This is a genomic window from Picosynechococcus sp. PCC 7003 (genome assembly GCF_001693255.1).
Taxonomy (GTDB): domain Bacteria; phylum Cyanobacteriota; class Cyanobacteriia; order Cyanobacteriales; family MRBY01; genus MRBY01.
Genome location: NZ_CP016474.1, coordinates 1,913,316 through 1,937,656, shown reverse-complemented (window position 1 = coordinate 1,937,656; position 24,341 = coordinate 1,913,316). Strand labels below are relative to the sequence as shown.

General features: G+C 49.3%; 21 protein-coding genes and 1 tRNA gene. 12 read left to right on the top strand and 10 right to left on the bottom strand.

Annotation, left to right across the window (positions count from 1 at the left end; genetic code table 11):
• Positions 1 to 4: 4 nt before the first annotated feature.
• Both AWQ21_RS09220 and AWQ21_RS09215 read right to left on the bottom strand, forming a co-directional pair.
• Positions 5 to 811 (bottom strand): class I SAM-dependent methyltransferase, encoded by an 807-nt coding sequence (locus AWQ21_RS09220; protein WP_065714286.1) that lies wholly within the window; start codon positions 809 to 811, stop codon positions 5 to 7.
• Between the two features lie 81 nt (positions 812 to 892).
• On the bottom strand, positions 893 to 2,098 hold the full coding sequence (locus AWQ21_RS09215; protein WP_065714285.1) for an RNA-guided endonuclease TnpB family protein: 1,206 nt from the start codon (positions 2,096 to 2,098) through the stop codon (positions 893 to 895).
• Positions 2,099 to 2,502: 404 nt separating this feature from the next.
• On the opposite strand from AWQ21_RS09215, the gene lexA reads away from it, so the two are divergent.
• The gene (lexA, locus tag AWQ21_RS09210) at positions 2,503 to 3,120 is read left to right on the top strand and encodes a transcriptional repressor LexA (protein WP_065714284.1); all 618 of its coding nucleotides are present in this window, start codon (positions 2,503 to 2,505) and stop codon (positions 3,118 to 3,120) included.
• Positions 3,121 to 3,206: 86 nt separating this feature from the next.
• Here lexA and AWQ21_RS09205 read toward each other — a convergent pair whose 3' ends face one another.
• Entirely contained in the window at positions 3,207 to 3,485 is a 279-nt protein-coding gene (locus AWQ21_RS09205) for a DUF1816 domain-containing protein (protein ID WP_065714283.1), read from the bottom strand.
• Between the two features lie 278 nt (positions 3,486 to 3,763).
• Between AWQ21_RS09205 and AWQ21_RS09200 the strand changes: the two genes are divergently transcribed.
• Together AWQ21_RS09200 and AWQ21_RS09195 are read left to right on the top strand one after the other, a co-directional pair.
• Positions 3,764 to 4,123, top strand: coding sequence for a ferredoxin-thioredoxin reductase catalytic domain-containing protein (locus tag AWQ21_RS09200; RefSeq protein WP_012307462.1), 360 nt, complete (start codon positions 3,764 to 3,766; stop codon positions 4,121 to 4,123).
• A 5-nt stretch (positions 4,124 to 4,128) separates the two neighbouring features.
• On the top strand, positions 4,129 to 4,512 hold the full coding sequence (locus tag AWQ21_RS09195) for a DUF309 domain-containing protein (protein ID WP_065714282.1): 384 nt from the start codon (positions 4,129 to 4,131) through the stop codon (positions 4,510 to 4,512).
• Positions 4,513 to 4,520: 8 nt separating this feature from the next.
• On the opposite strand, the gene AWQ21_RS09190 is transcribed toward AWQ21_RS09195, so the two are convergent.
• From AWQ21_RS09190 to AWQ21_RS09180, 3 genes are all read right to left on the bottom strand, one after another.
• Positions 4,521 to 5,771, bottom strand: coding sequence for a lipid-A-disaccharide synthase-related protein (locus tag AWQ21_RS09190; protein WP_065714281.1), 1,251 nt, complete (start codon positions 5,769 to 5,771; stop codon positions 4,521 to 4,523).
• Between the two features lie 3 nt (positions 5,772 to 5,774).
• Positions 5,775 to 6,395 carry a YqiA/YcfP family alpha/beta fold hydrolase gene (locus tag AWQ21_RS09185; RefSeq protein WP_065714280.1) on the bottom strand — a complete coding sequence of 207 codons (621 nt, stop codon included), beginning with the start codon at positions 6,393 to 6,395 and terminating at the stop codon, positions 5,775 to 5,777.
• A 71-nt stretch (positions 6,396 to 6,466) separates the two neighbouring features.
• Complete coding sequence (locus AWQ21_RS09180; protein ID WP_065714279.1) at positions 6,467 to 7,054, bottom strand: Uma2 family endonuclease; 588 nt, start codon at positions 7,052 to 7,054, stop codon at positions 6,467 to 6,469.
• A gap of 170 nt (positions 7,055 to 7,224) precedes the next feature.
• Between AWQ21_RS09180 and recG the strand changes: the two genes are divergently transcribed.
• A complete protein-coding gene (gene recG, locus AWQ21_RS09175; RefSeq protein WP_065714278.1) occupies positions 7,225 to 9,693 on the top strand; it encodes an ATP-dependent DNA helicase RecG in 2,469 nt (822 codons plus the stop codon).
• 9 nt (positions 9,694 to 9,702) lie between these two features.
• Here the strand turns inward: recG and AWQ21_RS09170 are convergent, their stop codons facing one another.
• Positions 9,703 to 10,536 (bottom strand): DMT family transporter, encoded by an 834-nt coding sequence (locus AWQ21_RS09170; RefSeq protein ID WP_065714277.1) that lies wholly within the window; start codon positions 10,534 to 10,536, stop codon positions 9,703 to 9,705.
• A 235-nt stretch (positions 10,537 to 10,771) separates the two neighbouring features.
• On the opposite strand from AWQ21_RS09170, the gene AWQ21_RS09165 reads away from it, so the two are divergent.
• Positions 10,772 to 11,410: a DUF3386 domain-containing protein gene (locus tag AWQ21_RS09165; RefSeq protein WP_065714276.1), complete on the top strand. Its 639-nt coding sequence runs from the start codon at positions 10,772 to 10,774 to the stop codon at positions 11,408 to 11,410.
• A gap of 92 nt (positions 11,411 to 11,502) precedes the next feature.
• Here AWQ21_RS09165 and pap read toward each other — a convergent pair whose 3' ends face one another.
• Positions 11,503 to 13,014, bottom strand: coding sequence for a polyphosphate:AMP phosphotransferase (gene pap, locus AWQ21_RS09160; RefSeq protein WP_065714275.1), 1,512 nt, complete (start codon positions 13,012 to 13,014; stop codon positions 11,503 to 11,505).
• Positions 13,015 to 13,255: 241 nt separating this feature from the next.
• On the opposite strand from pap, the gene AWQ21_RS09155 reads away from it, so the two are divergent.
• From AWQ21_RS09155 to glgB, 5 genes are all read left to right on the top strand, one after another.
• Positions 13,256 to 13,936, top strand: coding sequence for a Crp/Fnr family transcriptional regulator (locus tag AWQ21_RS09155; RefSeq protein ID WP_065714274.1), 681 nt, complete (start codon positions 13,256 to 13,258; stop codon positions 13,934 to 13,936).
• A gap of 38 nt (positions 13,937 to 13,974) precedes the next feature.
• Positions 13,975 to 15,756: a M61 family metallopeptidase gene (locus AWQ21_RS09150; RefSeq protein ID WP_232314937.1), complete on the top strand. Its 1,782-nt coding sequence runs from the start codon at positions 13,975 to 13,977 to the stop codon at positions 15,754 to 15,756.
• 66 nt (positions 15,757 to 15,822) lie between these two features.
• The gene (locus tag AWQ21_RS09145) at positions 15,823 to 16,737 is read left to right on the top strand and encodes a branched-chain amino acid transaminase (RefSeq protein ID WP_065714272.1); all 915 of its coding nucleotides are present in this window, start codon (positions 15,823 to 15,825) and stop codon (positions 16,735 to 16,737) included.
• Between the two features lie 69 nt (positions 16,738 to 16,806).
• A complete protein-coding gene (gloB, locus tag AWQ21_RS09140; RefSeq protein WP_065714271.1) occupies positions 16,807 to 17,586 on the top strand; it encodes a hydroxyacylglutathione hydrolase in 780 nt (259 codons plus the stop codon).
• Positions 17,587 to 17,933: 347 nt separating this feature from the next.
• Positions 17,934 to 20,270, top strand: a complete 2,337-nt coding sequence (gene glgB / locus AWQ21_RS09135; protein ID WP_065714270.1) for a 1,4-alpha-glucan branching protein GlgB — start codon at positions 17,934 to 17,936, stop codon at positions 20,268 to 20,270.
• A 250-nt stretch (positions 20,271 to 20,520) separates the two neighbouring features.
• Here glgB and AWQ21_RS09130 read toward each other — a convergent pair.
• Positions 20,521 to 20,592, bottom strand: a tRNA-Cys gene (locus AWQ21_RS09130).
• A gap of 59 nt (positions 20,593 to 20,651) precedes the next feature.
• On the opposite strand from AWQ21_RS09130, the gene hisA reads away from it, so the two are divergent.
• Both hisA and AWQ21_RS09120 read left to right on the top strand, forming a co-directional pair.
• On the top strand, positions 20,652 to 21,422 hold the full coding sequence (gene hisA, locus AWQ21_RS09125; protein ID WP_065714269.1) for a 1-(5-phosphoribosyl)-5-[(5-phosphoribosylamino)methylideneamino]imidazole-4-carboxamide isomerase: 771 nt from the start codon (positions 20,652 to 20,654) through the stop codon (positions 21,420 to 21,422).
• A 133-nt stretch (positions 21,423 to 21,555) separates the two neighbouring features.
• Positions 21,556 to 22,674 carry a SpoIID/LytB domain-containing protein gene (locus AWQ21_RS09120; protein WP_065714268.1) on the top strand — a complete coding sequence of 373 codons (1,119 nt, stop codon included), beginning with the start codon at positions 21,556 to 21,558 and terminating at the stop codon, positions 22,672 to 22,674.
• A gap of 101 nt (positions 22,675 to 22,775) precedes the next feature.
• Here the strand turns inward: AWQ21_RS09120 and crtH are convergent, their stop codons facing one another.
• A complete protein-coding gene (crtH, locus tag AWQ21_RS09115; protein ID WP_157094727.1) occupies positions 22,776 to 24,317 on the bottom strand; it encodes a carotenoid isomerase in 1,542 nt (513 codons plus the stop codon).
• Between the last annotated feature and the right edge of the window lie 24 nt (positions 24,318 to 24,341).

Below are 24,341 nucleotides of genomic sequence, written 5' to 3'. Positions count from 1 at the left end.
ATGGTTAGGGCTTGTAACCTGTGGCGCGATAAATGGTTAGAGTAATTGCGCCGTGGGGATGATTGGGCACTTGGCGGAAGTGGGTCAAGCCGTTTTCGAGGCGGTCTGGATTTTTGCCTAATTTCTCTACCATCTGGGGGATCATCAGTTTGATCCAGGTGTCGAGATGATTGACTAAGCCCTTTAGGTCTTGATTGTGGGGACTGTGCCAATGGTGAACGGCGATCGCCTCATTTTTAACCCCAGTAAAGCCCGCCTGTTCTAAATATCCCCCTAAGCTACGGCCAATGTAGGAATTACCTGCTGCAACCTGGAATAATTCACAAAGGGCCTGCTGAAAATAGTCAAAATCAGGATGGGGCGGATAAATCAGAAGGCTCTGGTAATCGGTTTCTGTTAGGCAAATTTTTCCCCCTGGTCGTAAAACCCGCAATGCTTCAGCGATAATTCCTGCCGGATCGGGGACATGCTCTAACAACCAAACCGTCAGAGCAAAATCAAAGGTATCGCTTGCCCAGGGTAAACAGTACGCATCTCCCACCTGGAGGTCGGTAGTCAATCCCAGGCGACGTAAATATTCTGTGGCGTAGGCAATTTGACGGGGTTGGTGGTCAAGGCCAGCAAAGGTCAGGGTGGGAAACTTTTCACCGATGATCCCCAGGACGGCGCCGACGCCGCAACCAATGTCTAAAATTTTGGCTTCGGGATCAAATTCGAGATCTTTTAACAAGAGGCGATCGCTCCAGTAGCGTGCTTGATCAACGAGACGTTGCTGTTCTTCTGGATCATACCCGTGGATATATTCGGCCATACCTTTCTTTTCACCCAAAATATGCCTGTTCAACAATGTGACATACTCCCGACGCTCACCTAATGGTACAGCGCGGGCTTCTTAAGTCGCCTTAAGAAATTCCTGCTTCAAAGCCTCCCCACTGGGCGTAGCTCCACAGGATTGAACGGTCTGTCCAACCGCTATTAGTCCACGATTGCGAATCACTTGTCCGCTAGCCACATCTCGATTGGTGATGTAACCACATTCCGGGCATTCATGCCGACGCACAGACAAATCTTTCCTCACCGCTACTCCACAGGATGGGCATTCCTGGCTAGTGCCATAGGCGGCAACTTTTTGGAAATGTACACCACGCTTGAAGCAAACCCATTTAAGCGTATCGAGGAATTGTCCCCAACCAGCATCCAGACAATGCTTCCCCAGCATTCCTTTTGCCAGTCCTTTTAGGTTTAATTCCTCCGCAAATATCATCCCTGCTTGATCACAGAGATGATGGGCGAGCTTGCGGTGAAAATCTTTACGTCGGTTTGCAATTCGTTCGTAAAATCTTGCGACTCGTTGACGAGCTTTTTGCTGGTTCTTTGACCCTTTCTGCTTTCTGGCAACGGCACGGTTCAGCACTTTCAGCCTGTGTTGTGCCTCCACAAAGAATCGGGGTCTCGCAATTAACTCGTTGTCTGATGTCGCAACAAAATCGGTCAATCCCACATCAATCCCGATGGCGTGACCTCCAATGACAGGATATGGGATTTTAACGTCGCTTTGGATAACTAGCTGGATATACCAACCAGAAGCGCGTTTAACGACCCGTGCTTGCTTCGCCTCAAACCCATCAGGGATCGGGCGGTGCATTACGGTCTTAACCCAGCCAAATACCGGCAGCTTGATTCGATTGCTGTCAATGGGATTTTTCCCCAACTGCGGAAAGTTAAAGCTGCGAAAACGCTTCTTAAACCGTGGGAATCCGAACCCACTATTCCACAGGGCGTTAAATGCCTTTTCCAGCCGACCCATTACGTCCTGGAGCACTTGAGAATGAACGTTTTGCAGAAAAGGACTCTCTTTTCGCGCAGCGGTCAAATTTCGCTTTTGACTGTAATAAGTCGGTTTTTCCGCATCCATGGGATAAATAAATTCCCGCTGAATACTACAAGCATTAACTGGGCACTTACGGGACTGAATCCAGTCACGACGTTCTGCCAAGGCGTAGTTATAGACGCGCTTGCACGTGTCCAGCCATTCCTCCATTTTGGAAGATTGATTGACCGTCGGATAGAGCCTGTATTCGTAAGTCAGGTTAAGCATTTTTCGATCATATCAGGATCTTAGGAGGAAATCAGTAACTCCCTAGAGTTGTTCGTCTCTGCTTCGCTCCGACTCACCGCTCCTCATCCCGACGCTGAATTAAAATTACAGCGCGGGGCTTCTCCGCGATCAGCTAACGCACTTAATTACCCTTTCTCTGACCTTGTGGCTTTGTTTCTGGCGGATTCAAGTCAAGGTTGCGAGGGAAATTGAACGGGATAAAGCTCAAAAAATATTACAGATTGCCCACGAAGTTGTTGCTATTGGGAACATAGTTTAGTACAAATCATCTTAAGATCATGTGTTTTTAACTGCACCATGGCACCGTAAACATTCAACGCTCCCATGCTCGTGTCCTATCTATTGAAGCGATGGGCTTGTGGCACTGGCGCAATTTTTTGACTATGCAAAAACTCACCGTTGCCCAACAGGAACTCTACGATTGGCTTGTCTACTACATCCAGACAAACCAACATGCCCCATCCATTCGCCAGATGATGGTCGCGATGAATTTGCGATCGCCTGCCCCCATCCAAAGCCGCTTAGAACGACTACGCAAGAAAAAATATATCGATTGGATCGATGGCAAAGCTCGTACTCTCAAGATTTTGCGGCCCCAAGAGCAACGAGAAGGCCTGCCGATTCTTGGGACAATTACCGCTGGCGGCCTGGTTGAACCCTTTACTGACGATCAAAGCGAAACCCTCGTTTTAAATCAAGTTGTCAATCAACCCAATTGTTATGCTCTCAAAGTTACCGGCGACAGCATGATCGAGGCTCTCATTGCCGAAGGGGACTATGCCATTATGCAAAAAGTATTTGACCCAGACCGTGTCAAAAATGGCACCATTGTTGCAGCGCGTGTGACAGGGGATGGCACAACCCTAAAACACTTTTATCGAGAAGGAAAAAAGGTCGTTCTCAAACCTGCAAACCCCAAGTATGACGAAATCAAAACCGATGCGCTCAATGTTGATTTACAAGGGGTTTTAGTCGGAGTCTGGCGCGGCTACGGCCAATAGATTCAGATAAAGAGTAGAAGCCCCTGAATTGTTTGACTAGCAGGGAGATCAACGGGGGGTTACTGTTGATCTTGATGTTTCAAGATTTATGCTTCGTCCGGACAAATGGTCAATTGTGCCGGTGGCATCGTTTGATTTAAAACAACCTGGGTGATTTTGGCCTGTTCTCGTTCCAAATCTTCTTGGTAACCCGCCAGGTGACAGCGCGCTATTTTCTCACTGGAAAAAGGGCCAAAATAGTAGACACAAAATGGATTCATGGTGGTTACTTTGAGCCACCAATCACGGTTATAGGGTTGGTTGAGATAATAAAATACAGAACCCAGGGCTAGGGAATAGACCGCAAAAATAATTAAACCAGTCATTGCTCAAACCTCACTACAGCAAAAGTCAATATTCATACAAACGCTTCAGCAGACAAATCTCGTGATTTCGGCCGGAAATCAAGGGTTTTCGTCAATATTTATTGCTAGACGCTGGACGAGGAGACCGTCGGCGAGGAATGCCCCCAGGCGATCGCCCGCTGAATAATATGACTCCTTAAATGCTAGCGAAGTTTCCAGGGCACAGACCCCAAGCAGTTGAGGAAATTCACGAAAGCGTACTATCGTATAAACAGTCCCATACACCAGAAAATACCGCGATGACTGCTGAGAACAATGCTTCCGATAAGGCTTTAGAGTTGATGAAAAACTTTGCCGAAAAATATGCCCAGCGCACAGGTACTTACTTTTGTGTCGATCCTTCGGTAACTGCAGTTGTAATCGAGGGCCTCGCCAAGCATAAAGAAGAATTGGGCGCACCACTCTGTCCCTGTCGCCATTACGAAGACAAAAAGGCGGAAGTTGACAACGCTTTTTGGAACTGCCCCTGTGTCCCCATGCGGGAGCGTAATGACTGCCACTGTATGCTTTTCATCACCGAAGATAATGACTTCGCTGGTGATAAACAAGAGATCGAACTGGATTACGTCAAAGAAGTAGCGGCGAGCATGAAAGGATAGAGCCGATGACGATTCCAGAGACTTTTTTCGTGGGGGTAGAGCAACTAAACACCCAACAGTTTTATGCGTGCCACGATACCCTTGAGGCTCTGTGGTTTGAAGCTATGGAGCCAGAAAAGTCTCTTTACCAAGGTATTTTGCAAATTGCAGTGGCTTGTTATCACCTCAGTAATGAGAATCTCAGGGGGGCGACGATCCTCACGGGAGAAGGACTACGCCGCATCCGCCAGACGGAAGAAGAGGTTTACGGTGGCCTGAATCTTGTGGACTTTGTGGAGCAGGGAGAGGTGCTGCTTGCCAGTTTGCAACAGTTGACCCCAGCAGAGGTGGCAACTTTTTATCAGGAGCTCCAAGCAAGCGATCGTTTTCCACGCCTTAATCCCGTTTGAGCTTCCCCTTAGATATTTTGGAAAAATGCCAAGAGATGGTTAGCGATGCGGTTGGCTGCTCCAGCTTGACCCATACGTTCTTGGCCGTTGATGGCGATCGCCTGGAGCAAATCAGGCTGACTCAGCAGAAAATCCACTTTTTCAGGAACTGCTCTGGGGCTAGAACATAGAAGAACGGATTCTCCCAGAAGACGAGTTTGGGCCTCAGCAAAGGCAGGGGTAAATTGGGGGCCATCACCGACGATGGTTAAAGCCGGTTTGCCTAAGCCAACAAATTGTTCCGTTGCGGTGCCCGCCATGGCGATCGCCAAATCGGCATAGTGCAAACTTTCGGCATAGCGATGTTGGGTAAAGACAAGTTGGGCTTTATGTTGCTGGAAAACGAAGGCTTCGGGATCGCCAAACGTGAGTTCACAGGGCTTAGAATCGCTTGCTTGCCAACCGAAGGAGGGCAGACAGTCGAGGAATTCGGCTGAGTCGAGACTGGGGGCGATCGCCGCAATAAAATCCACATTTTGATATTTTTCAACGAGCAACTGTACCACCTGGAGAATTTTTTGCCAATTATGCAAGGCTTCTGGAGGGCGCGAACCCGGCAGTAGGACAAAGGTCAAAGTCTGTTTCGCTTCTCCCTGGGGCAAACTTTCGGGGGGTTCGAGGCCATCCATCATTGGATTGCCTAAATTCACGGCTGGGATCTTATAGGTTTGTAGAATTTCCGTCGTCAGGCGATCGCGTGGATAGACAGCAACACATTTTTTTCGACTGAGCAGCCACCGCTCCCAAGGTAAATAAACTGATCCAAACCACTTTTCAAGGGCTGAGGTTTTCGGGAGCCAATTTCCCTGGCGATCGCGCAAATAGTATTCTGATTTTGCTGTCCCCACAAATGCATATTGGCAACCACTGAGCCACGCAAAAATGAGGGGGACAATATCACCCACCGCAAGAATTAAGGATTTTTCTTTTTCTCGATGCTGCCATCGTTTAACGGCTTTATATTGTTGCCAAGTGAGCTGTAGCAAACCCCCTTTGAGATCCCGCATTAATTGACGATTGTCCATATAAACAAACCCCCCAGATGGCATTTGTTGGGTGCGGCCAATGATTGGAATATCTAATTTTTGGTAGGCGTGCCCCGTACCGACGATAGGTAGTGCAGCGAGGCTTGTTTCCGGGTTTTGGGCTTGGATGGCACTGAGGATTTGAACGGCGATCGCATCTTCCCCATGGCCATTGCTGAGACATAGAATTCGCATCGCTTAAACCCCAAATAAAAACTGTTTTGTTTCTTGTAAAAGAGTTTCTAAACAATTGCCTAAGCTGTGGTCACTGTCGAGGGAAATTAGCTTTGTCCAGGGTCGATTATGAGAATAATTTTCGCTGACTTGGATAGGGACTGTTTCATCATGAATCCCATGGAGAATTAGCGTTGACGTTTTGTTTTTGAATGCATAATTGGCGTAAGTTTCCGCATCTTGAAAAAAGCTGTAATGAAGAGGGATTTCCCGTTGGTAGCTGTAGTGAAAAACCGGGAGATAAGTTTCCTGTTGCCATTGGGTGATGGTGGTTTCTCCTAAACGACGACGCCAATTGGTGGTGAATTGGAAAGCTGGGGCCAGTAAAACAATTTTTTTGACCTGTTCTGGGCATTGTTCCGCCAGGATTGCCGCAGTGAGTCCCCCCAGACTTGAGCCAATGATGTAACTGGGTTCTGTGAGCAGGGGTTTAATCTGTTTTAGTTGTCGGGAAATGGTTAGGCTGCCAAAATCCTCTTGGTTGAGGTCGGGAATGATGAGATCAGGAATATTTGCGGCGAAATATTGGGCTTTGCGGGATTGGGGACTAGAAGCAAAGCCGTGGAGATAGAGGGTGCGAGTCATCGGCCAGGGGAACGAACGGCACAGACCATCATCTAATATTTTGGTTTTTTTGGGTGGAGGCGATCGCCTTTCTACTCATCATCAAGGGTCTCGAAGATCGCATTTTCATAAAGATCAGCCACGGCACATTCAAATTCGATGCTAGGGAGCCAAAAGGTTTCGTCGGGGCCATAGTCGCTGTAACCCCACATTCGTCCCGATTGTCGCTGGTAAAGGGCAACGGAAATTTGTTGACTATCAATCAAGATATATTCCTGGAGGCTGGGGATTTGCCGATAGAGCTTCAGCTTACGGCTTTGGTCATAGTTAGCGGTGCTGGGAGAAAGGACCTCTACAATTACCGTGGGATGTTGAATAAACTGATTGTTGCGACGGTCATCGGGATGGCAGGTCACTACCAGATCCGGATAAAAGTACCGCTGATTTTTTTGATCTTGCACTTTGACATCAACGACAAAAGCCTCACAGCCCCGTTTTTCAAGATGGGAGCGTAATGCAGCGTATAAATTGAGATAAATCCTACCGTGATTAACGCTACCGCCAGTCATCGCAATGATTTCACCATCAACATATTCATACCGGAGTTCCTGGGTAGCTTCCCAAGCGAGGTATTCCTCCGGGGTCATTTTTTTGGGCGATAAACTAGGACTGGCAATCATGGCTGCTGTTGTTCTGTTTCAAACCGATAGTCCCATTGTAATGGGCGGAATTAAGATGCTTGAGGCGATCGCCTGTAACGTTTAACGTTCCTGTTGCGGTACAAGCTTATTAGCAGATAAGGTTTAATGTTTCCTAGAGGGGTTGGCCTTCGTTTTTTGTCTATGGTGCTATGAATCAGCCGGATTTTTTGCGATTACAAAAAGCCTTATCCATCGAAGCAGAGCGGGGTTTTCAGGATCTCCAGGGCCATCAGTATCGGTTTAGCGAATTTCTCTGCCTTAGTTTTGGAGCCGTCCCCCCGGCAGGGATTGATCCGGATCAGCGGCGACGGTGGCAGGCATTTGCCCAGAAATTTGCCGATTATTCCACCGCAACTTTAGCTCAGCGCCGTCTTTTGGTGGCTGGGGCGAGAAGTTTTTTGCAGCAAGTTAAACAAGACCTAGAACAACCAAGCCAGAGTGCCCCCAAAGCGAAAGTGCCCCGCACCCAATCGGTCTGTGAGAAAAAAGCCAGTCGTTCGACCTATGGCCGAGGCCTTACCCTAGATCAACCGTTGATGTATTTGCCCGGCGTCGGGCCGAAACGCAGCAATCAATTGGCAAAGCTCGGTTTGGAAACAGTGCGGGATGCGCTCTTTTACTACCCCCGACAGCACATCGACTATGCCAAGCAGGTCAAAATCGCCGACTTAGAAGCGGGAGAAACAGTGACCCTGGTGGGCTATGTGGTGCGTTGTAATATCTTTACCAGCCCGAAAAATCAGAAATTGAGTATTTTCGAGCTTTGGCTGCGGGATAGTAGCGGCCGCATTAAGCTCAGTCGGTTCTATGCTGGCACCCGTTACAGTAATCGGGGTTGGCAAGAAAAAATGAAACGGCAATATCCCCAGGGGGTGGCGATCGCCGCGTCGGGTCTTGTGAAAAAAAATAAGTACGGCCTCACCCTCGATAATCCAGAAATTGAAGTGCTCGACAGCAGTGGCGCAGATATTAAATCCTTAAAAATTGGCCGAGTCTTGCCTGTTTATCCCCTCACCGAAGGGGTTCCGGCTGATCTAATTCGGAAAGTGGTGATCAATTCTCTCCCTGCCATTGAGCAGTTAAAGGATGCTTTTCCTACAGCCTTTCGGGAGCAACACGGCTTGATGAAACTCCAACAGGCGATCGCCAATATTCATTTCCCAGAAAATGCGGAGATTCTCCAGCGGGCGCGGCAACGGTTGGTGTTCGATGAATTTTTCTATCTGCAACTGGGCTTCCTCCAACGGCGACAACAGGAAAAGGCCAGTCGAAAAAGTGCTGTATTCGTTCCCCAGGGGGAACTGATCGAGCGGTTTGAAAAACTCCTGCCCTTTCAACTCACCAACGCCCAGCAACGGGTAATTAACGAAATTCTTGTTGATCTAGCTCAGTCAACGCCGATGAATCGTCTCGTCCAGGGGGATGTGGGGGCGGGGAAAACCGTTGTGGCCGTCTTTGCGATCCTCGCCGCGATCCAGTCCGGCTACCAAGCGGCCCTGATGGCCCCCACCGAAGTCCTCGCCGAACAGCATTACCGCAAATTGGTGGGCTGGTTTAACCTGCTCCATCTGCCCGTTGAACTGCTGACGGGTTCGACAAAAACGAAAAAACGCCGGGAGATCCACAGCCAACTGCAAACGGGAGAACTTAAAGTTCTCGTTGGCACCCACGCCCTGATCGAAGATCCGGTGCAGTTCCAGAACCTCGGTCTGGTGGTGATCGATGAACAGCACCGCTTCGGCGTCCAACAGCGGGGGAGACTCCTCGCCAAAGGGAAAGCCCCCCACGTCCTCACCATGACGGCAACGCCAATTCCCCGCAGCTTGGCCCTCACCCTCCATGGGGATTTGGATGTGAGTCAAATTGATGAGCTGCCCCCCGGTCGCCAACCCGTTGATACGCGGGTGATTAAAGGGGGCGATCGCCACAAAGCCTATGAGTTGATCAAGCGAGAAGTGGCTCAGGGTCGCCAAGCCTACGTGATTTTCCCGCTGATCGAGGAATCTGAAAAACTCGAAGCCAAAGCCGCCGTCGCCGAACACCAAAAATTATCAGAACAGGTTTTCAAAAGCTTTAACGTGGGCCTACTGCACGGACGAATGAAATCTGAGGAAAAAGACGCCGCCCTCAACGCCTTCCGCGATAACCAAGACCACATCATTGTCTCCACCACCGTGATCGAAGTGGGGGTTGATGTGCCCAATGCGACGGTGATGCTGATCGAAAATGCCGAACGCTTTGGCCTCTCCCAGTTACACCAACTGCGGGGGCGCGTCGGTCGGGGGGCTCACCAGTCCCACTGTTTACTGATCACCAATAGCAAAAATCCTGATTCCCAAACCCGTCTGCGCGTCTTAGAACAATCCACCGATGGCTTTTTTATCTCCGAGATGGATTTACGTCTGCGGGGGCCAGGGGAAGTGCTGGGGACGAAACAGTCAGGTTTACCGGATTTTGCCCTAGCGAGTCTAACGGAGGATCAGGAAGTTTTGCTCATTGCCCGCCAGGCCGCAGAACAACTCCTCAAGGTTGATCCAGAACTTGAGCAATATCCCCTCATGCAACAGGAACTCCAACGGAAATACCAAAAACTCCTTGGCGCCGATGTACTGACTTAAGAGAAATACTCATTGATTCTTTTTCAGGAAGAAGCTCCCCCCAAGGATTAAACTCGCTCCCAGGACAATGTTGGGTGAAAGCTGCTCTTGGAAAAAGATAATGCCGCAAAGGATGGTGCTGAGAATTTCTAAATAACAGAGAAGGGCGGTGGTGGACGCCTGGAGTTTGCTCAAGGCTGAGAAAAAGAGGAGAAAACCGACAATGCCGACGGAAATCCCGTAAATGCTGCCCATGCTGATTTGAAATAGATTCGGCCAAGGTTGGGTGCCGAGGAGAAAAGGAAAGGCAATGAGCCCAGTCATCAGGTTTTGATAGAAAATTAGACGATACACCGAAAAATCAGCGGATTTAGCCTTGTACATCACCACCGTACAGGCCACGAGGACAGCGGCAATCAGCACACTGGTTAGACCAATAAAACTCCGGCTAGAGAAACTAATTTCCCCGTTAGCATAAATCACCACAATCCCCAGGATGAAACAAGGCAGGATCCAAAGGTTACGCCGGGGAATGGCTTCCTTGAGAAAGAGCCAACTAAAAAGGGTCGCAAACAGCGGCCAGGTGTAGAGAATAATCACCGCACTGCTGAGGTCGGCATAGCCAAAGCCAAAAATGTAACAGAGGCCGCGCACCGCATCGAGAAAGGAAATGAACAGCAGACCCGGGGTCACGCCTTTAAAAAGCGGTTCCCGCTGGTAGAGCAATAGGCCCGACACGAACAGCAATGGAATCCCTGCCCGGAAAAAGCTCATCACAAAGGGAGATAGGGCCGCCAACTTAATAAAAACACCGGAAGTGCCCAAAATAAGGGTGGCGATCGCCAATTGCAGTACAGGGTTCATTGGGGATGTGGGGGCAGGAGTAAATAAAGCGAACAGTCAACTTCTGTAAGGTAACCCCCAAGCTTGGTTAATGCCAGACCCTAAGGAAAATCAAGGGAGATTCCAGCCCGATTGACTCTGACAAAATTCTCAATAATATTGAAAAAGATTTTTAGTAGGGTATGCTACTTAAAGGAAACTGTTATCTTAGAAACGTTTCAATAACAGTGATTACATAGCAACGCTGGAGCATACTATGACACAGACTTTAACGGCCCAGGATGCGTTTCGGGCAGCCTACGAAAACCGTTACACCTGGGATCAAGATTTTCCTGGCTTTACTGCCACCGTCACCTTTACCCATGGCGACCAGAGCTATACCGGCAAAGTCGCCATCAAAGCCGATATGTCCTTTGAGGTCACGGGAATCGAGGCTGAAGCGGCGAAAAAAGAAATCGAAGGTCAACTGTGGGAAATCACCGTGCACCGGGTACGACGCTCCTTCGAAGACAGCCACGGCAAAAACAGCTTTGAATTTGGTGAAAAGTTTGCCGATGGTGCCCAGGAAATCCAAGTGACTGGCGCTTCCATGGGAAATTCCTACAAAATCAAAAATAATGTCGTTACCTTTGTAAACCGCAAAATTCGCGACATCATCGTTAATATCAATACCTTTGACGTGCTCAATACTGATGAAGGTTATCTTTCTTTGGGCTATGACTCAGTCTATTTTGACGCGGCCACCAAAGAACCCAAAGCAGGCAAGAGCCTTTTCCGGGATAGCTTTGAAAAAATTGGCGGTTACTATGTCCTCACCCGCCGAGAAATTACTTACCTAGAGAACGATCAAGAAGTTGACAAAAAAGTGTTTACCTTCAGTGATGTTCAATTCTAGGGATTGATCTAGGCAATCTTATTTTTCGCTTGGTGATCATCCATCTTTAAGTGAACACAAGGCCGTTCCTCAGGGACGGCTTTATTAATTATTTAGACAATGGCCTCACCATTTTTCAGACGTTTGAGCTTGTACTCAATGGCTTCGATCACGGTCTCAATCACGAAAACACGGGCATAGAGTTTGTCGTTAGCCGGCACAATCGTCCAGGGGGCGGCGGGGGTGCTGGTGCGGGCGATCGCCTGATTAATGGCCACCGCATATTGGCCCCATTTTTCTCGGTTGCGCCAATCTTCGTCGGTTAACTTATATTTTTTGAAAATATTGTCCTGCCGTTGCTCAAAGCGTTTTAACTGTTCATCTGGGTCAATGTGGAGCCAAAATTTTACGAGCACATAACCCTTGTGAATCAGCTGAGCTTCAAACTCGTTAATTTCGCGGTAGGCCCGCTTCCATTCCGTTTCCGTCGCAAAGCCTTCAACCCGTTCGACTAAAACCCGCCCATACCAACTGCGGTCGAAAATGCCAATCGTCCCCATACCAGGTAAATGGCGAGAAAAACGCCAGAGGTAATGGTAACGGTTTTCCTCTTCGGTGGGGGCACCAAAGGCATCGACTTTATAACTGCGGGGATCTAGGACGTCGGTTAACCGTTTAATGGCGCCCCCTTTGCCCGCGGCATCCCAGCCTTCAAACAGCAGCAGCACCGGTAATTTTTCTTGGTGGATTTTAAGTTGCAGTTGCCGTAATTTAATTTGGGCTGCCCGGAGACGTTTTTTGTAGTCTTTGTCGTCTAGTTCTAGGCTTAAATCCACCTTGGCGAGAAAGTCCGGTTCTGTGGGTAAAAGTTGGGCTTGGGGACGGATATGAACCGCCTCAGGGATGGTGATTTTGCGACGATCTAGGGCTTCGACAATGGTCGCCACCAGTTGGGACAGCACCTTTATTTCCGACCAACGGTAATCATCGCCCTCGACGAGAATCCAGGGAGCGGCCCCGGTACTGGTGTAGATCAACATTTCCTCTGCGAGGTGCCGATATTCTTTGTAGTTTTTCGCTTGTTGCCAATCTTCAGGACGGACTCGCCAGGCTTCTAATTCGTCAGCTTCGGCAGTTTTGAGGCGTTTTTTTAATTCTTTTTGGGACAGATGAATCCAAAATTTGGCGATCGCCATGCCATCATCCACCAACTGCCGCTCAAAGGCATTAATTTCTCGCATCACCAGGGGCACGTCCACCGGATTAACCCGCTCAAACAGGCGATCTTCGAGCACATGGGTGTACCAACTGTGATAGAAAAAAGCGATACTGCCCTTCGCCGGGAGCTTGTGCCAAAATCGCCAGAGCAATGGATATTGTTTTTCGCGGGCTGAGGGTTCGAAGATCGGCAACACCGAAAACCCCCGGGGATCCATGTAGTTGGTCATTTTTTTGACCAAAGCGCCCTTCCCTGCGGCCGCCCAGCCTTCTAAGACAACCGTCACGGGTAACTGGTGCTGCCAACAGGCATTTTGCAAAGACCGCAACTGCTGCATCAGGTCTTCTAATTGCTCTTTGTAGGTGTCCTTTGCCAGGGTTCGCTTTAGATCAAGGGTATTTAACACGCGCCTTTTGTATTCCAAGAGTGCTTCACTACAAATTATGGATAAGGACACCTCCTACCATGGTTATCGTGACAAAAACTGTAATGTGAAAGGGCTGACTTTTCCCCCAAGGCGATCGCCCCATTTAGCCCTGGCCAGAAAGTGAGCTATTCTGAAAAGAAAACGTGCGAAAATAGCGCCTAACGGCCAATCACCTTGTATTCATTGTATTGTTTCATTCTGCACATCCTGGCAAGATTTCATGGACATTGAAGCTTTTAGCGAGCTTTTTCCCCTCTTTAGCACCGCAAACCCCGAAACCATCGAATGGCTCCTGTCTGTCACCACCGAGCATGACTATCCCGCAGAACGCACCGTCTTAATGGAAGACTCCTGGGGCAATGCCGTCTATTTCATCGAATCCGGCTGGGTTAAAGTGCGCCGCCTCACAGGGGACGACGAAACCGTGACCCTCGCGATTATGGGCAAAGGCGACTTTTTTGGGGAAATGTCAGTATTAGACGAATCGCCCCGTTCCACAGATGTGGTCGCCCTTTCTCCAGTCAAACTATTTAGCGTTTCGGCCCAGCGTTTTATTCAGCTACTGTTTAAAGACCCTCAGCTGCACCACAAAATGCTGCAACTCATGGTGCGTCGTCTCCGTAATGCCAATGCCCGATTTTATTGGCGTAAGCAGCCCCCCGCCCTCAAGTTAGTCAAAACCCTCTTACTCTTGGCAGAAAACTATGGCCACCCCACGGATCAGGGCGTAGACATTATTCAATTGTCGGTGTCTGACCTGGCGGATGTGGCTGATATCACCACCAAGGAAGTCGAGATGATTCTGTCTAAACTGGAAGGGAAAGGGTGGATCGAAATTGGTGAAGGGCGCATTCATTTAGTCAACTTCAAGCAACTGACAAATTTAGCCAACCGAGCATAGGAGTAAGTTTTTTTCTGATGGTTCACACGGCAACTTCCATGGCAACACCAGCCCCAACTGCACAAGATACGGTGGCGATCGCCTATCGAGTGGCAATGCCCCAGCCCCAAACCCACCTGTTTGAGGTGACGATTGAGATTAGTCAATGGGAAGCTGCTGTCCTCGATCTCAAGATGCCCGTATGGACGCCTGGTTCCTACATGGTGCGGGAATATTCCCGGCATCTCCAGGATTTTCGGGCCACCACAGCGGCGGGTGTTGACCTCAGTTGGCGCAAAGTGACGAAAAACCACTGGCAAGTTGAAACCGCTGACATCTCAGATGTCCAAATTCACTATCGGGTCTTTGCCAATGAGCTCACCGTCCGCACCAACCACCTTGATAGTACCCACGGTTATTTCAACGGTGCGGCTTTGTTCTGCTTTATTCCAGGGCACCAAGACCAAGCCTGTACCTTGACCGTCGAACCGCCCCACATCGCCTGGGAAGTGAATACCACTCTGCCCCTGATCGAAGATCAAGAGAATTGTTTCTGGGTCGAAAATTTCGATGTGTTGGTGGATAGTCCCGTGGAAGTGGGTCTCCACGAAAATTATGAATTTTTCTGTGAAGGGAAGCCCCACCGTTGGGTCGTTTGGGGAGAAGGCAATTTCAAGGCGGAAAAGGCGATCGTCGACACCAAAAAAATCATCCAGACCGAAGCAAAAATTTTCGGCGGTGAGTTGCCCTACGACGAATATATGTTTTTGCTGCACCTGTCCGGCAGTGGCTATGGCGGCCTCGAACATAAGGAAAGTTGCTCCCTCAACTATCCTCGGTTTGGTTTCCAAAAATCTGACCAATACAACCGCTTTATGCAGTTGGTGGCCCACGAATTTTTCCACCTCTGGAATGTGAAACGCATTCGCCCGAAGGAACTCGAAACCTTTGACTACGAGACAGAAAATTACACCCCTTCCCTTTGGTTTGCTGAAGGAGTGACCAGTTACTACGATTTGCTCATTCCTCTCTGGGCTGGCATCTATGACAAAGCGTTTTTCCTCGAAAGCCTCAGCAAAGATATCACCCGCTACCTCCTCACCCCAGGGCGTTTGGTGCAACCCCTAGCAGAGTCAAGTTTTGACGCCTGGATTAAGCTCTACCGCCGCGAGGCCCATAGTAACAACAACCAGATGTCCTACTATCTCAAGGGCGCTCTGGTGGCGATGTTGCTGGATCTCAAAATTCGCGATCGCCACCAAAACCAAAAATCCTTGGACAATGTGCTGCGGATCATGTGGGAAAAATTCGGCAAACCAGAAGTTGGTTTTACTCCGACCCAGGTGGAGCAGGTCATTAGTGAGGTGGCGGGCTTTGACCTGAGCGACTTTTTCCATCAATCTCTCCACACCACGGCAGAACTTCCCCTCAGCGAAACCCTCGAAACCTTCGGTCTACGAATCAAACCCGTCTACACCAACAAAGATCTCCCCTACCTGGGTCTCACCGTCACCGACCAAAACAATCGCACCCTGGTGCAAACGGTGAATGTTGACTCCCCCGCCCACCAAGCCGGCATTGATCCAGAAGATGAACTCTTGGCGATCGCCAACTATCGCACCAATGCCGAACAACTCAACCATCGCCTTCAGAACTACCAAGCAGGTGATACAATTTCGATCACGATTTTTCACCAAGACCAACTGAAAACCCTTGCCGTCACCCTCGCTGCCCCCCAACCGAGCAGTTATCAAGTCGTGAAAAATCCCCAAGCCTCTGCCAAGCAGTTGCAGAACCTCAAGGGCTGGCTGAATCCCAAAGATTCAAGTGCGGTAAGATAAACATCCCTTTTTGCTTCATTATTCTTTTTGTCACCCATTTCGCACCCTACCGTTTGCCCCCAACCCATGCATAATTTCCTCCCCACTGCCTATTTCCAAGGAAAATTTGTTCCCTTCATTGACGCAAATATTTCCATTGCAACCCACGCACTCCACTACGGCACAGGGGCATTTGGGGGCTTACGGGGCATCCCTGATCCGAACAATCCTGGGCAAATTCTTCTTTTCCGTCTCGAACGCCACTGCCGTCGCCTCAGCAACAGCGCAAAATTTCTCCATTTTGATCTCCCGGCTGACAAAATTGAGCATGTCATCGTTGACTTTGTGAAACAAAATCGGCCCACGAAATCCTTTTACATTCGTCCCTTTGTCTACACCTCTGATCTAGGCATTGCTCCCCGTCTCCACAACATCGAAAAAGACTTCTTTGTCTATGGCTTAGAGCTGGGTGACTACCTTTCTCCCGACGGGATCGCCTGCCGGATCAGTTCCTGGTCGCGCCAAGAAGACCGTAGTTTCCCACTCCGGGGCAAAATTAGCGGCGCTTACATTGCCTCAGCCCTAGCCAAAACCGAAGCCGTCGCCTCTGGATTCGACGAAGCCCTGCTGATGAATTCCCAGGGGAAAGTTTGTGAAGCCTCCGGGATGAACGTCTTTATCGTCCGGGATGGCAAGCTGATCACTCCTGGCTCCGACCAAGACATCCTCGAAGGGATTACCCGCGACAGTATTGTCACCCTCGCGAAACACCTCGGCATCGAAGTGGTAGAACGTCCCATCGATAAGTCGGAATTATTGATCGCCGATGAGGTCTTTTTAAGCGGAACAGCGGCCAAAGTCACCCCAGTAAAGCGAGTCGAAAATTATACTTTACCGACGGAACGGCCCATCACCGAGAAATTACGGGAAAAACTAACAGCGATCACAGAAAATCGTGATCCGGAGTTTGCAGATTGGGTTTACAAAATTTCCCTCGATTAATGACTCGTTTTTTCATGCAAGATCCCCCTGTTATGATCAATATCAGTGACTTATGGGGGGAATCTCAGTATGGAAATTATTCGCCTACTGGCCTTTAACGATAACTATATTTTTCTCTTGGTTGATCGATCCACGGGAGACTGTGCAGTGGTTGATCCAGGCGACGGTAAGGTGGTGCTGGATTACCTAAACAGAGAGTATTTAACGCTTAAGAGCATCTTGATTACGCATCACCATTCTGATCATGTGGGTGGTAATCGTCAATTATTAAGTCATTTCCCGACAACAGCGGTGTATGGCAGTGCAATAGATTTACAGAAAGGACATATTCCAGGCCAAACGGTGAGCCTTAAGGCTGGTGATCACTTAGATTTATTTAATCGCACCGTCGAAATTTTGTTTGTGCCAGGCCATACCCAAGGTCACATCGCCTACTATTTCCCTCCCCTGCGGCCTGAAGACAGTGGTGATTTATTTTGTGGCGATACGCTGTTTGCTAATGGCTGCGGTCGTCTTTTGGAAGGAACGCCAGAGCAACTTTTTGCCTCGCTCCAGCAAATTTGTGATTTGCCAGATAACACCAACATCTGGTGTGCCCATGAGTACACCCTGAAAAATATTAAATTTTCCTTGACGGTCAATCCAGAGAATGAGGCTCTCCAGAGGCGTTTTCAACAAGTGCAGACCCAACGGCAACGCCAGGAACCGACCATTCCCACGGCGTTGGCTTTAGAAAAACAGACAAATCCTTTTTTGCGCTGTGGCGATCGCCAACTGCAAGCTAACTTAAACACAACGGATCCCCTCCGGACGTTCATAAAGTTGCGTGGCAAACGGGATCTCTTTTGAAGTTTAAACTGGTAGCAGCGACTTCCATAAAAAAATTCAACCATACCCCAGGGGAACGATTGCGGATTTGCTAAAACCGTTTACAGTGAGGATCAATCTCCTAAAATGGGGCTCAATTTATAGTTTTCTCGTCTTTTTTCCTGAAAAGCAAACCCTAGGGCCTGCGATCAGGAGCAAGGTATCACACACAACATTTCCCCCCTATCCTCTTTGTCACAATCATTCCCAAATGTACACCACGTCATAAATCTCCCTCAGATTGCCCTATCTTGAGCCAGCCTTGCCCCAGATCCCTAAACAAAAAATTTCTTTAATAAACCTTTAATCGATTTCCGGTAATTGCCATAATGCCTACTCTCCTCACCCCAGACCAGGTCAATCAAATTGTTTCTAACCAGCATGATAATCCCCACGGGATCCTTGGTTGTCACCCTGTCAATGAAGATGACACTGCACCAAAAACCTGGTCAGTTCGTGCCTATTTGCCCTCCGCAAGTCAAGCTTGGGTCGTTGATACGTCATCCCAAACGGAATATCCCATGGCGACGGTGCACCATCCCCATTTTTTTGAATGCACCCTCAAGAGTGACACCACACCGAAATATCAACTCAAACTCCAGGAAGGCGATCGCCAACAGATTATTAATGATCCCTATGCCTTCGCCGAAGCGCCCCACATCAGCGATCTCGATCTCCACCTCTTTGCTGAAGGGAATCACCACCGCATCTACAACAAACTAGGAGCGCACCTCGTTGAAGTCGATGGCATCAAAGGCGTTTACTTTGCCGTTTGGGCGCCCAATGCCCGCAATGTCTCTGTTCTAGGCGATTTCAACAACTGGGATGGCCGTAAACACCAAATGCGCCGTTTAAACGTGGGGATCTGGGGAATCTTCATTCCCGATCTTGGCCCAAATACCAAATACAAATACGAAATCAAAAACCAACACGGCCACATCTACGAAAAATCAGATCCCTACGGCTTTCTCCGGGAAGTACGTCCCGACACCGCTTCCATCGTTGCCGACCTCGACCAGTACCAGTGGCAAGACCATGACTGGCTAGAACAGCGTGCCAAACAAGACCCCCTCAAAAATCCCGTCTCCATCTACGAACTTCATCTCGGTTCCTGGCTCCATGGTTCCGCCACCGAAAAAATGCGACTCCTTTCCGGTGAAGTCTCTCCCATTCCCGTGGGCGATCAAAAACCCGGTGCCCGCTTCCTCAGCTATTACGAACTGGTAGATAAGCTCATTCCCTACGTTAAGGAAATGGGTTACACCCACATCGAGCTACTACCCGTTGCTGAACATCCCTTTGACGGATCCTGGGGCTACCAAGTGACTGGCTACTATTCCCCAACTTCCCGCTTTGGTAATCCCGAAGACCTGATGTACTTCATCGATCAATGTCATGCCAATGGTATTGGGGTGATCGTTGACTGGGTACCTGGGCATTTTCCTAAGGATGCCCACGGTCTTGCCTATTTTGATGGCACCCATCTCTATGAACATGCCGATCCCCGCAAAGGTGAGCACAAAGGCTGGGGCACCCTCATCTTTAACTACAATCGCAATGAGGTTCGTAACTTCCTGATTGCCAATGCCCTATTCTGGTTTGACAAATATCATATCGATGGCATTCGGGTCGATGCAGTAGCGTCGATGCTCTATCTCGATTACGACCGCGAAGAGGGTGAATGGCTCCCCAATGATTACGGCGGTAATGAACACCTCGAAGCCGTAGAATTTCTCCGCCAAACCAACAATCTCATCTTCAAGTACTATCCAGGGATTATCTCCGTTGCCGAAGAGTCCACCGCTTGGCCCATGGTTTCCCGCCCCACCTACCTCGGCGGCCTCGGCTTCAACCTCAAGTGGAATATGGGCTGGATGCACGACAATCTCAAATACTTCAGCATGGATCCCTGGTTCCGGCAGCACCACCAAAACAGCATCACCTTCAGTATGTGGTATCACCACAGCGAGAACTACATGCTGGCCCTTTCCCATGATGAAGTCGTCCATGGTAAGAGCTCGATTATTGGGAAAATGCCGGGGGATGAATGGCAGAAATTTGCCAATGTGCGGGCCTTATTTGCCTACATGTTCGCCCATCCTGGCAAAAAAACCATGTTTATGAGCATGGAATTTGGCCAATGGAATGAGTGGAATGTTTGGAGTGACTTGAGTTGGGACTTGCTACAACATGAGCCCCACGCCAAACTCAAAGGTTTCTTTGCGGCATTGAATAGCCTCTATCGACAAGAACCAGCCCTTTACGAACGGGATTTTGAAGAAGAAGGATTCCAATGGATCGACTGCTCTGACAATCAAAACAGTGTTCTTTCCTTTATTCGACGGGCAAAAGATCCCAACGATTTTCTCGTTGTGGTCTGTAATTTTACGCCGCAACCCCATAGTCACTATCGCATTGGCATTCCAGAAGAAGGCTACTATCAAGAAATTTTGAATAGTGATGCCGAAACTTTTGGAGGGAGTAATTTGCTCAACTTCAGTGGCGTCTGGACTGAAGACTGGAGTTTCCACAATCTTCCTTATTCGGTTGACCTGTGTTTGCCGCCCCTCGGCGTAGTCGTCCTAAAAATTGACCGAGAGAAAACAGCCGCAATGCTCGCTCAAAAACAAGCGGATAAAGCAAAGGCTCTATCCGGCGAAGTATAAAAAATAAAATTTTGTCGTTAGCTGTTTAGCTATCTTTACAGGGTTTGGGAATTTATCTCCAGGCCCTTTTTTTTGCCGAGTTAAAGAAAAACTGGGTACAAATTTATGTTGTTTTCTTTAGTGATTTGTCGTCTCCTAGAGTTGTTCTGAAAGACGTGCTTTGCTCAGTCTCAGTTGAACTAAATATCCCAAAAAGTAGATAAAAATCCTTGCGATAGAGAGAGCTTAAGATTGATTTTTTTGAAAAATAAGGTGGTACCCAGATTCGAACTGGGGAGTGGAGGTTTTGCAGACCTCTGCCTTACCACTTGGCTATACCACCGGGTCAACAGTTCGCTATTATAACAGGGCTTTTGTTCACATCACAACATTTTTTTCGTTATGGAAGTTATTCCCGCTATTGATCTACTCGGTGGCCAATGTGTGCGCCTCTACCAGGGTGATTATCAACAGGCGCAGGTGTTTAATGATGACCCAGTGCAGGTGGCACGGACGTGGGCTGAGCAGGGGGCGACCCGACTTCATGTGGTGGATTTAGATGGGGCAAAACAGGGGGAATCCGTCAATTTAGGGGCGATCGCCAAAATTGCGGCAGCGATTGATATTCCTGTGCAAGTGGGCGGTGGTCTCCGGACTGTCGCCAGTGTGACGCAATTGTTTGATGTGGGTGTAGAGCGAGCCATTATCGGGACGGCAGCGGTAGAAAATCCGGATCTCGTGACGGAACTCTGTGCAAAATATCCCGGTCGGATTGCGGTGGGGATTGATGCGCGCAATGGCAAAGTGGCGACCAAGGGATGGTTGGAAACCTCGGCGGTTTTGGCCACGGATTTGGCGAAGCAGATGGCTACCCAGGGCGTCGCTGCCATTATTTACACAGATATCCATCGGGATGGCACCATGGCTGGCCCTAATCTAGAGGCGCTCCGGGAGTTGGCAGCCACCATGGAGATTCCAGTGATTGCGTCGGGAGGCGTTAGTTCTTTGGCTGATCTGGTCAATCTGGTGGCCCTCGAAGGGATTGGGGTCACAGGGGCGATTGTGGGCCGGGCGATTTATACCGGGGATATTAATTTGGCTGAGGCGGTAAAGGCGGTTGGCCCCCAACGTTTACAGGATGTTTTTCCGGATGATGGTACAGCGATCGCCTAAGTTTCGTGCTAGATTGAGTCGTGAAATTGTAATGGAACAAACCACATCAAAAGCGATTCTAGAGTAAAGCTATATAGTGATCGACCACACCACTTTATGCCATTGATACTTGTTGTAAATTTCTAATGTGTTTATGCTTAGACCCTTACGTAGATTAATCGAACATTCCTGGGTTCTTCCGGGGCTTGTATGGCTCGCAACCCTTGCACCTGCACAGGCGGCGGTTGATCTCCGGGTCGCTGTACGGCAGACGACGGCAAATCTTCAGGTGGGCAGTTCCACCAACGCTCTCATCAAAAATGGCCAAGGCCAAGTCCTCGGTGAAATTGCTGGCATGAGTTCCTTTGCGGTGGGACGCCAGGGGAATCAATTGGCGTTTGACCGTTGGCGGGCGACTGAGGTCTGGATTGAACCCAAGGGAGATGGCTATGTGTGGATTGGCGATCGCTGGTACCGGGGCCGCACCCAACTCCGGCAGAGTGGTAACGGGATTCTCGCCATTAATCACGTCGATCTCGAAGACTATCTCTACAGTGTCGTCGGTGCTGAAGCAATTCCCAGTTGGCCCCAGGAAGCCCTCAAAGCCCAGGCCGTCGCAGCCCGCACCTATGCTTTAAAAAAACGTTCAGAAAATACCGGGAAGCCCTACGACCTCGACACCACGACGGCAACTCAAGTCTATAAGGGTCTGAATAGCGAATACAGCACAACCCATGCTGCCGTTAATGCTACGGAAAGTCAGGTAATGACCTATAACGGCAGTGTTATTTTGGCGGTATTTCATTCCTCTTCGGGTGGTCATACCGAAAACGTTGAGGATGTCTGGAGCCAACCTCTACCCTATCTACGGGGAGTTGTGGATTATGATCAATCCTCGCCGGTCTACCAGTGGAGTAAAACCATTTCAGCAGCTCAGCTAGGTCAACTGGTTGGTGGTGTTGGTACCGTGAAGCAATTAATTCCCCAACGGGCCACTCCCCAGGGTCGGGTAATCACGATGAAAGTGATTGGTGATCGCGGCACGAAAAATATCAGCGGCGATCAATTGCGGAGTCTTTTAGAACTGCGTAGCACCTTGATCAATGCCAGAATTCAACAGGGCGACGTTTACATCTACGGTAAAGGCTTTGGCCACGGCGTTGGTATGAGTCAATGGGGCGCCAATGGCTTAGCGGCCCAGGGCATCGACTATCAACAAATTCTGCGTCACTATTACCAAAATGCCACCATTGCCAAGCTAACACCCCGGTAACGGTCAGTTTTCGGCGTAAAAAATACAAGATTGTAGGAGGGGAATTGCACCCCTCCTTTTTTGTCTTCCCCAGAGGCGATCGCCTTCTATTTGCCTTTCGTTTAAAAACCGAGATCTGTCGCGACCTTGTGGGCACAGGCGAAACCAGAAAAAGCCACGGCATTTAAACCCTGTCCGGGGAAGGTACTATCGCCAACACAATAAAGTCCAGGGACTTCTGTTTTATTGACCCGGGGCGGAAAACCCGCAAAATTAAACATTCCCAATAACCCCAGGAGTTTGCGTTGGGGGATCGGCCCATAGGAGCCATCCACTCGCCCAAGGAATTTACGGTGGGTGCGTGGTGTCCCTACCTCCATGTAATCCAACCCAGCATCTAAACCCGGAAAAATCGCTTCAAGGCGATCCACGAGTTGCCAGGCAGCTTCTTCTTTCTTCGCTTCGTATTCCTGGGGGGACAACCCTTGCCATTCACTCAGCCAACTGGGGGTAAAGGTGTGGATAATGTGATACCCCTCAGGGGCCAGGCTCGGATCGAGGAGCGTTGGAATAGAGACAAAAATAGTACCCTGCTCGGCCTCCATGTTGTCCCAATTTTCGAGCAAAATGTGGTGGCATTCTGTCCCAGGGGGAAGCACATCGGCTTTAACACCGAGGTGAACGCTGAGAAAGCTGGGGGATTTTTGGTACTTCTCCGTCCACTTTTCTTCAAAAAAGGGTTTATTGTCGCTGGGCAGGAGTTTTTCAAAGGTGTCCCAACGGGTGGCATTGGAAATAATCTTTTTCGCGAAATACTCGGTGCCATTAGCCAAGCGTACGCCGATAGCCTGACCTTGGTCGGTGATAATTTCGTAGACATTCGCGCCGTATTGAATTTCACCGCCATGGTGCTCTAAACCTTCAACCAGTTTGAGGGCAATTTGGCCCACACCCCCTTCTGGATAGTTGATGCCACCATAATGGCGATCGCTAAACACCATACCCGCATTAATCATGGGCGTTAGCTCCGCCGGCACCACCGACCAGCAGTAACATTCCATATCGATAAACTTAAGCAGTTCGGGGTCTTTAATGTATTGACGGGCAAGATCCCCAGCATTTTTGGGTAAATATTTAAGCAACCCTAGACAAGCAAAGGGCTTTTGCATAAAAACTCGCAGCAGGTAACGGATTTCTTCGAGGGAAAGCAGTTCGATGCTGTTAAGGCAATTAAACACCTTCCAGCACTCATCATAAAATTTACGAATGCCCTTGGCTTCATGGGGAAAGCGCGCCGTTAACCCCGTTAAAAATTCTTCGTAGTCACGGTGTACCTTGACCTCCAGATCATTAGGCAGATGGTAATGAATCTGGACTGGATCTGGGATGGTCGGAAGCGACATATCCACTGCGGCGAGGGCCCGGGTGAGGAGATTGGTGGTGCCGCGATCGCCAAAGCCAAAAATCATCGAAGCGCCCACATCAAACCGATAGCCCTGCCGCTCAAAATACCCCGCACTGCCACCGGGGATCACATAGCGCTCTAGCACGAGTACCTTAATTCCCTTGGCCGCCAATTGGGTCGCCGTAACGAGGCCTCCGATACCGGAACCAATGACAATCACATCGTACTGGGGAGCAGAAATGGCAGTTTTGGCGGTCATAAACGGTGAAGCTCGCAAGGTAGG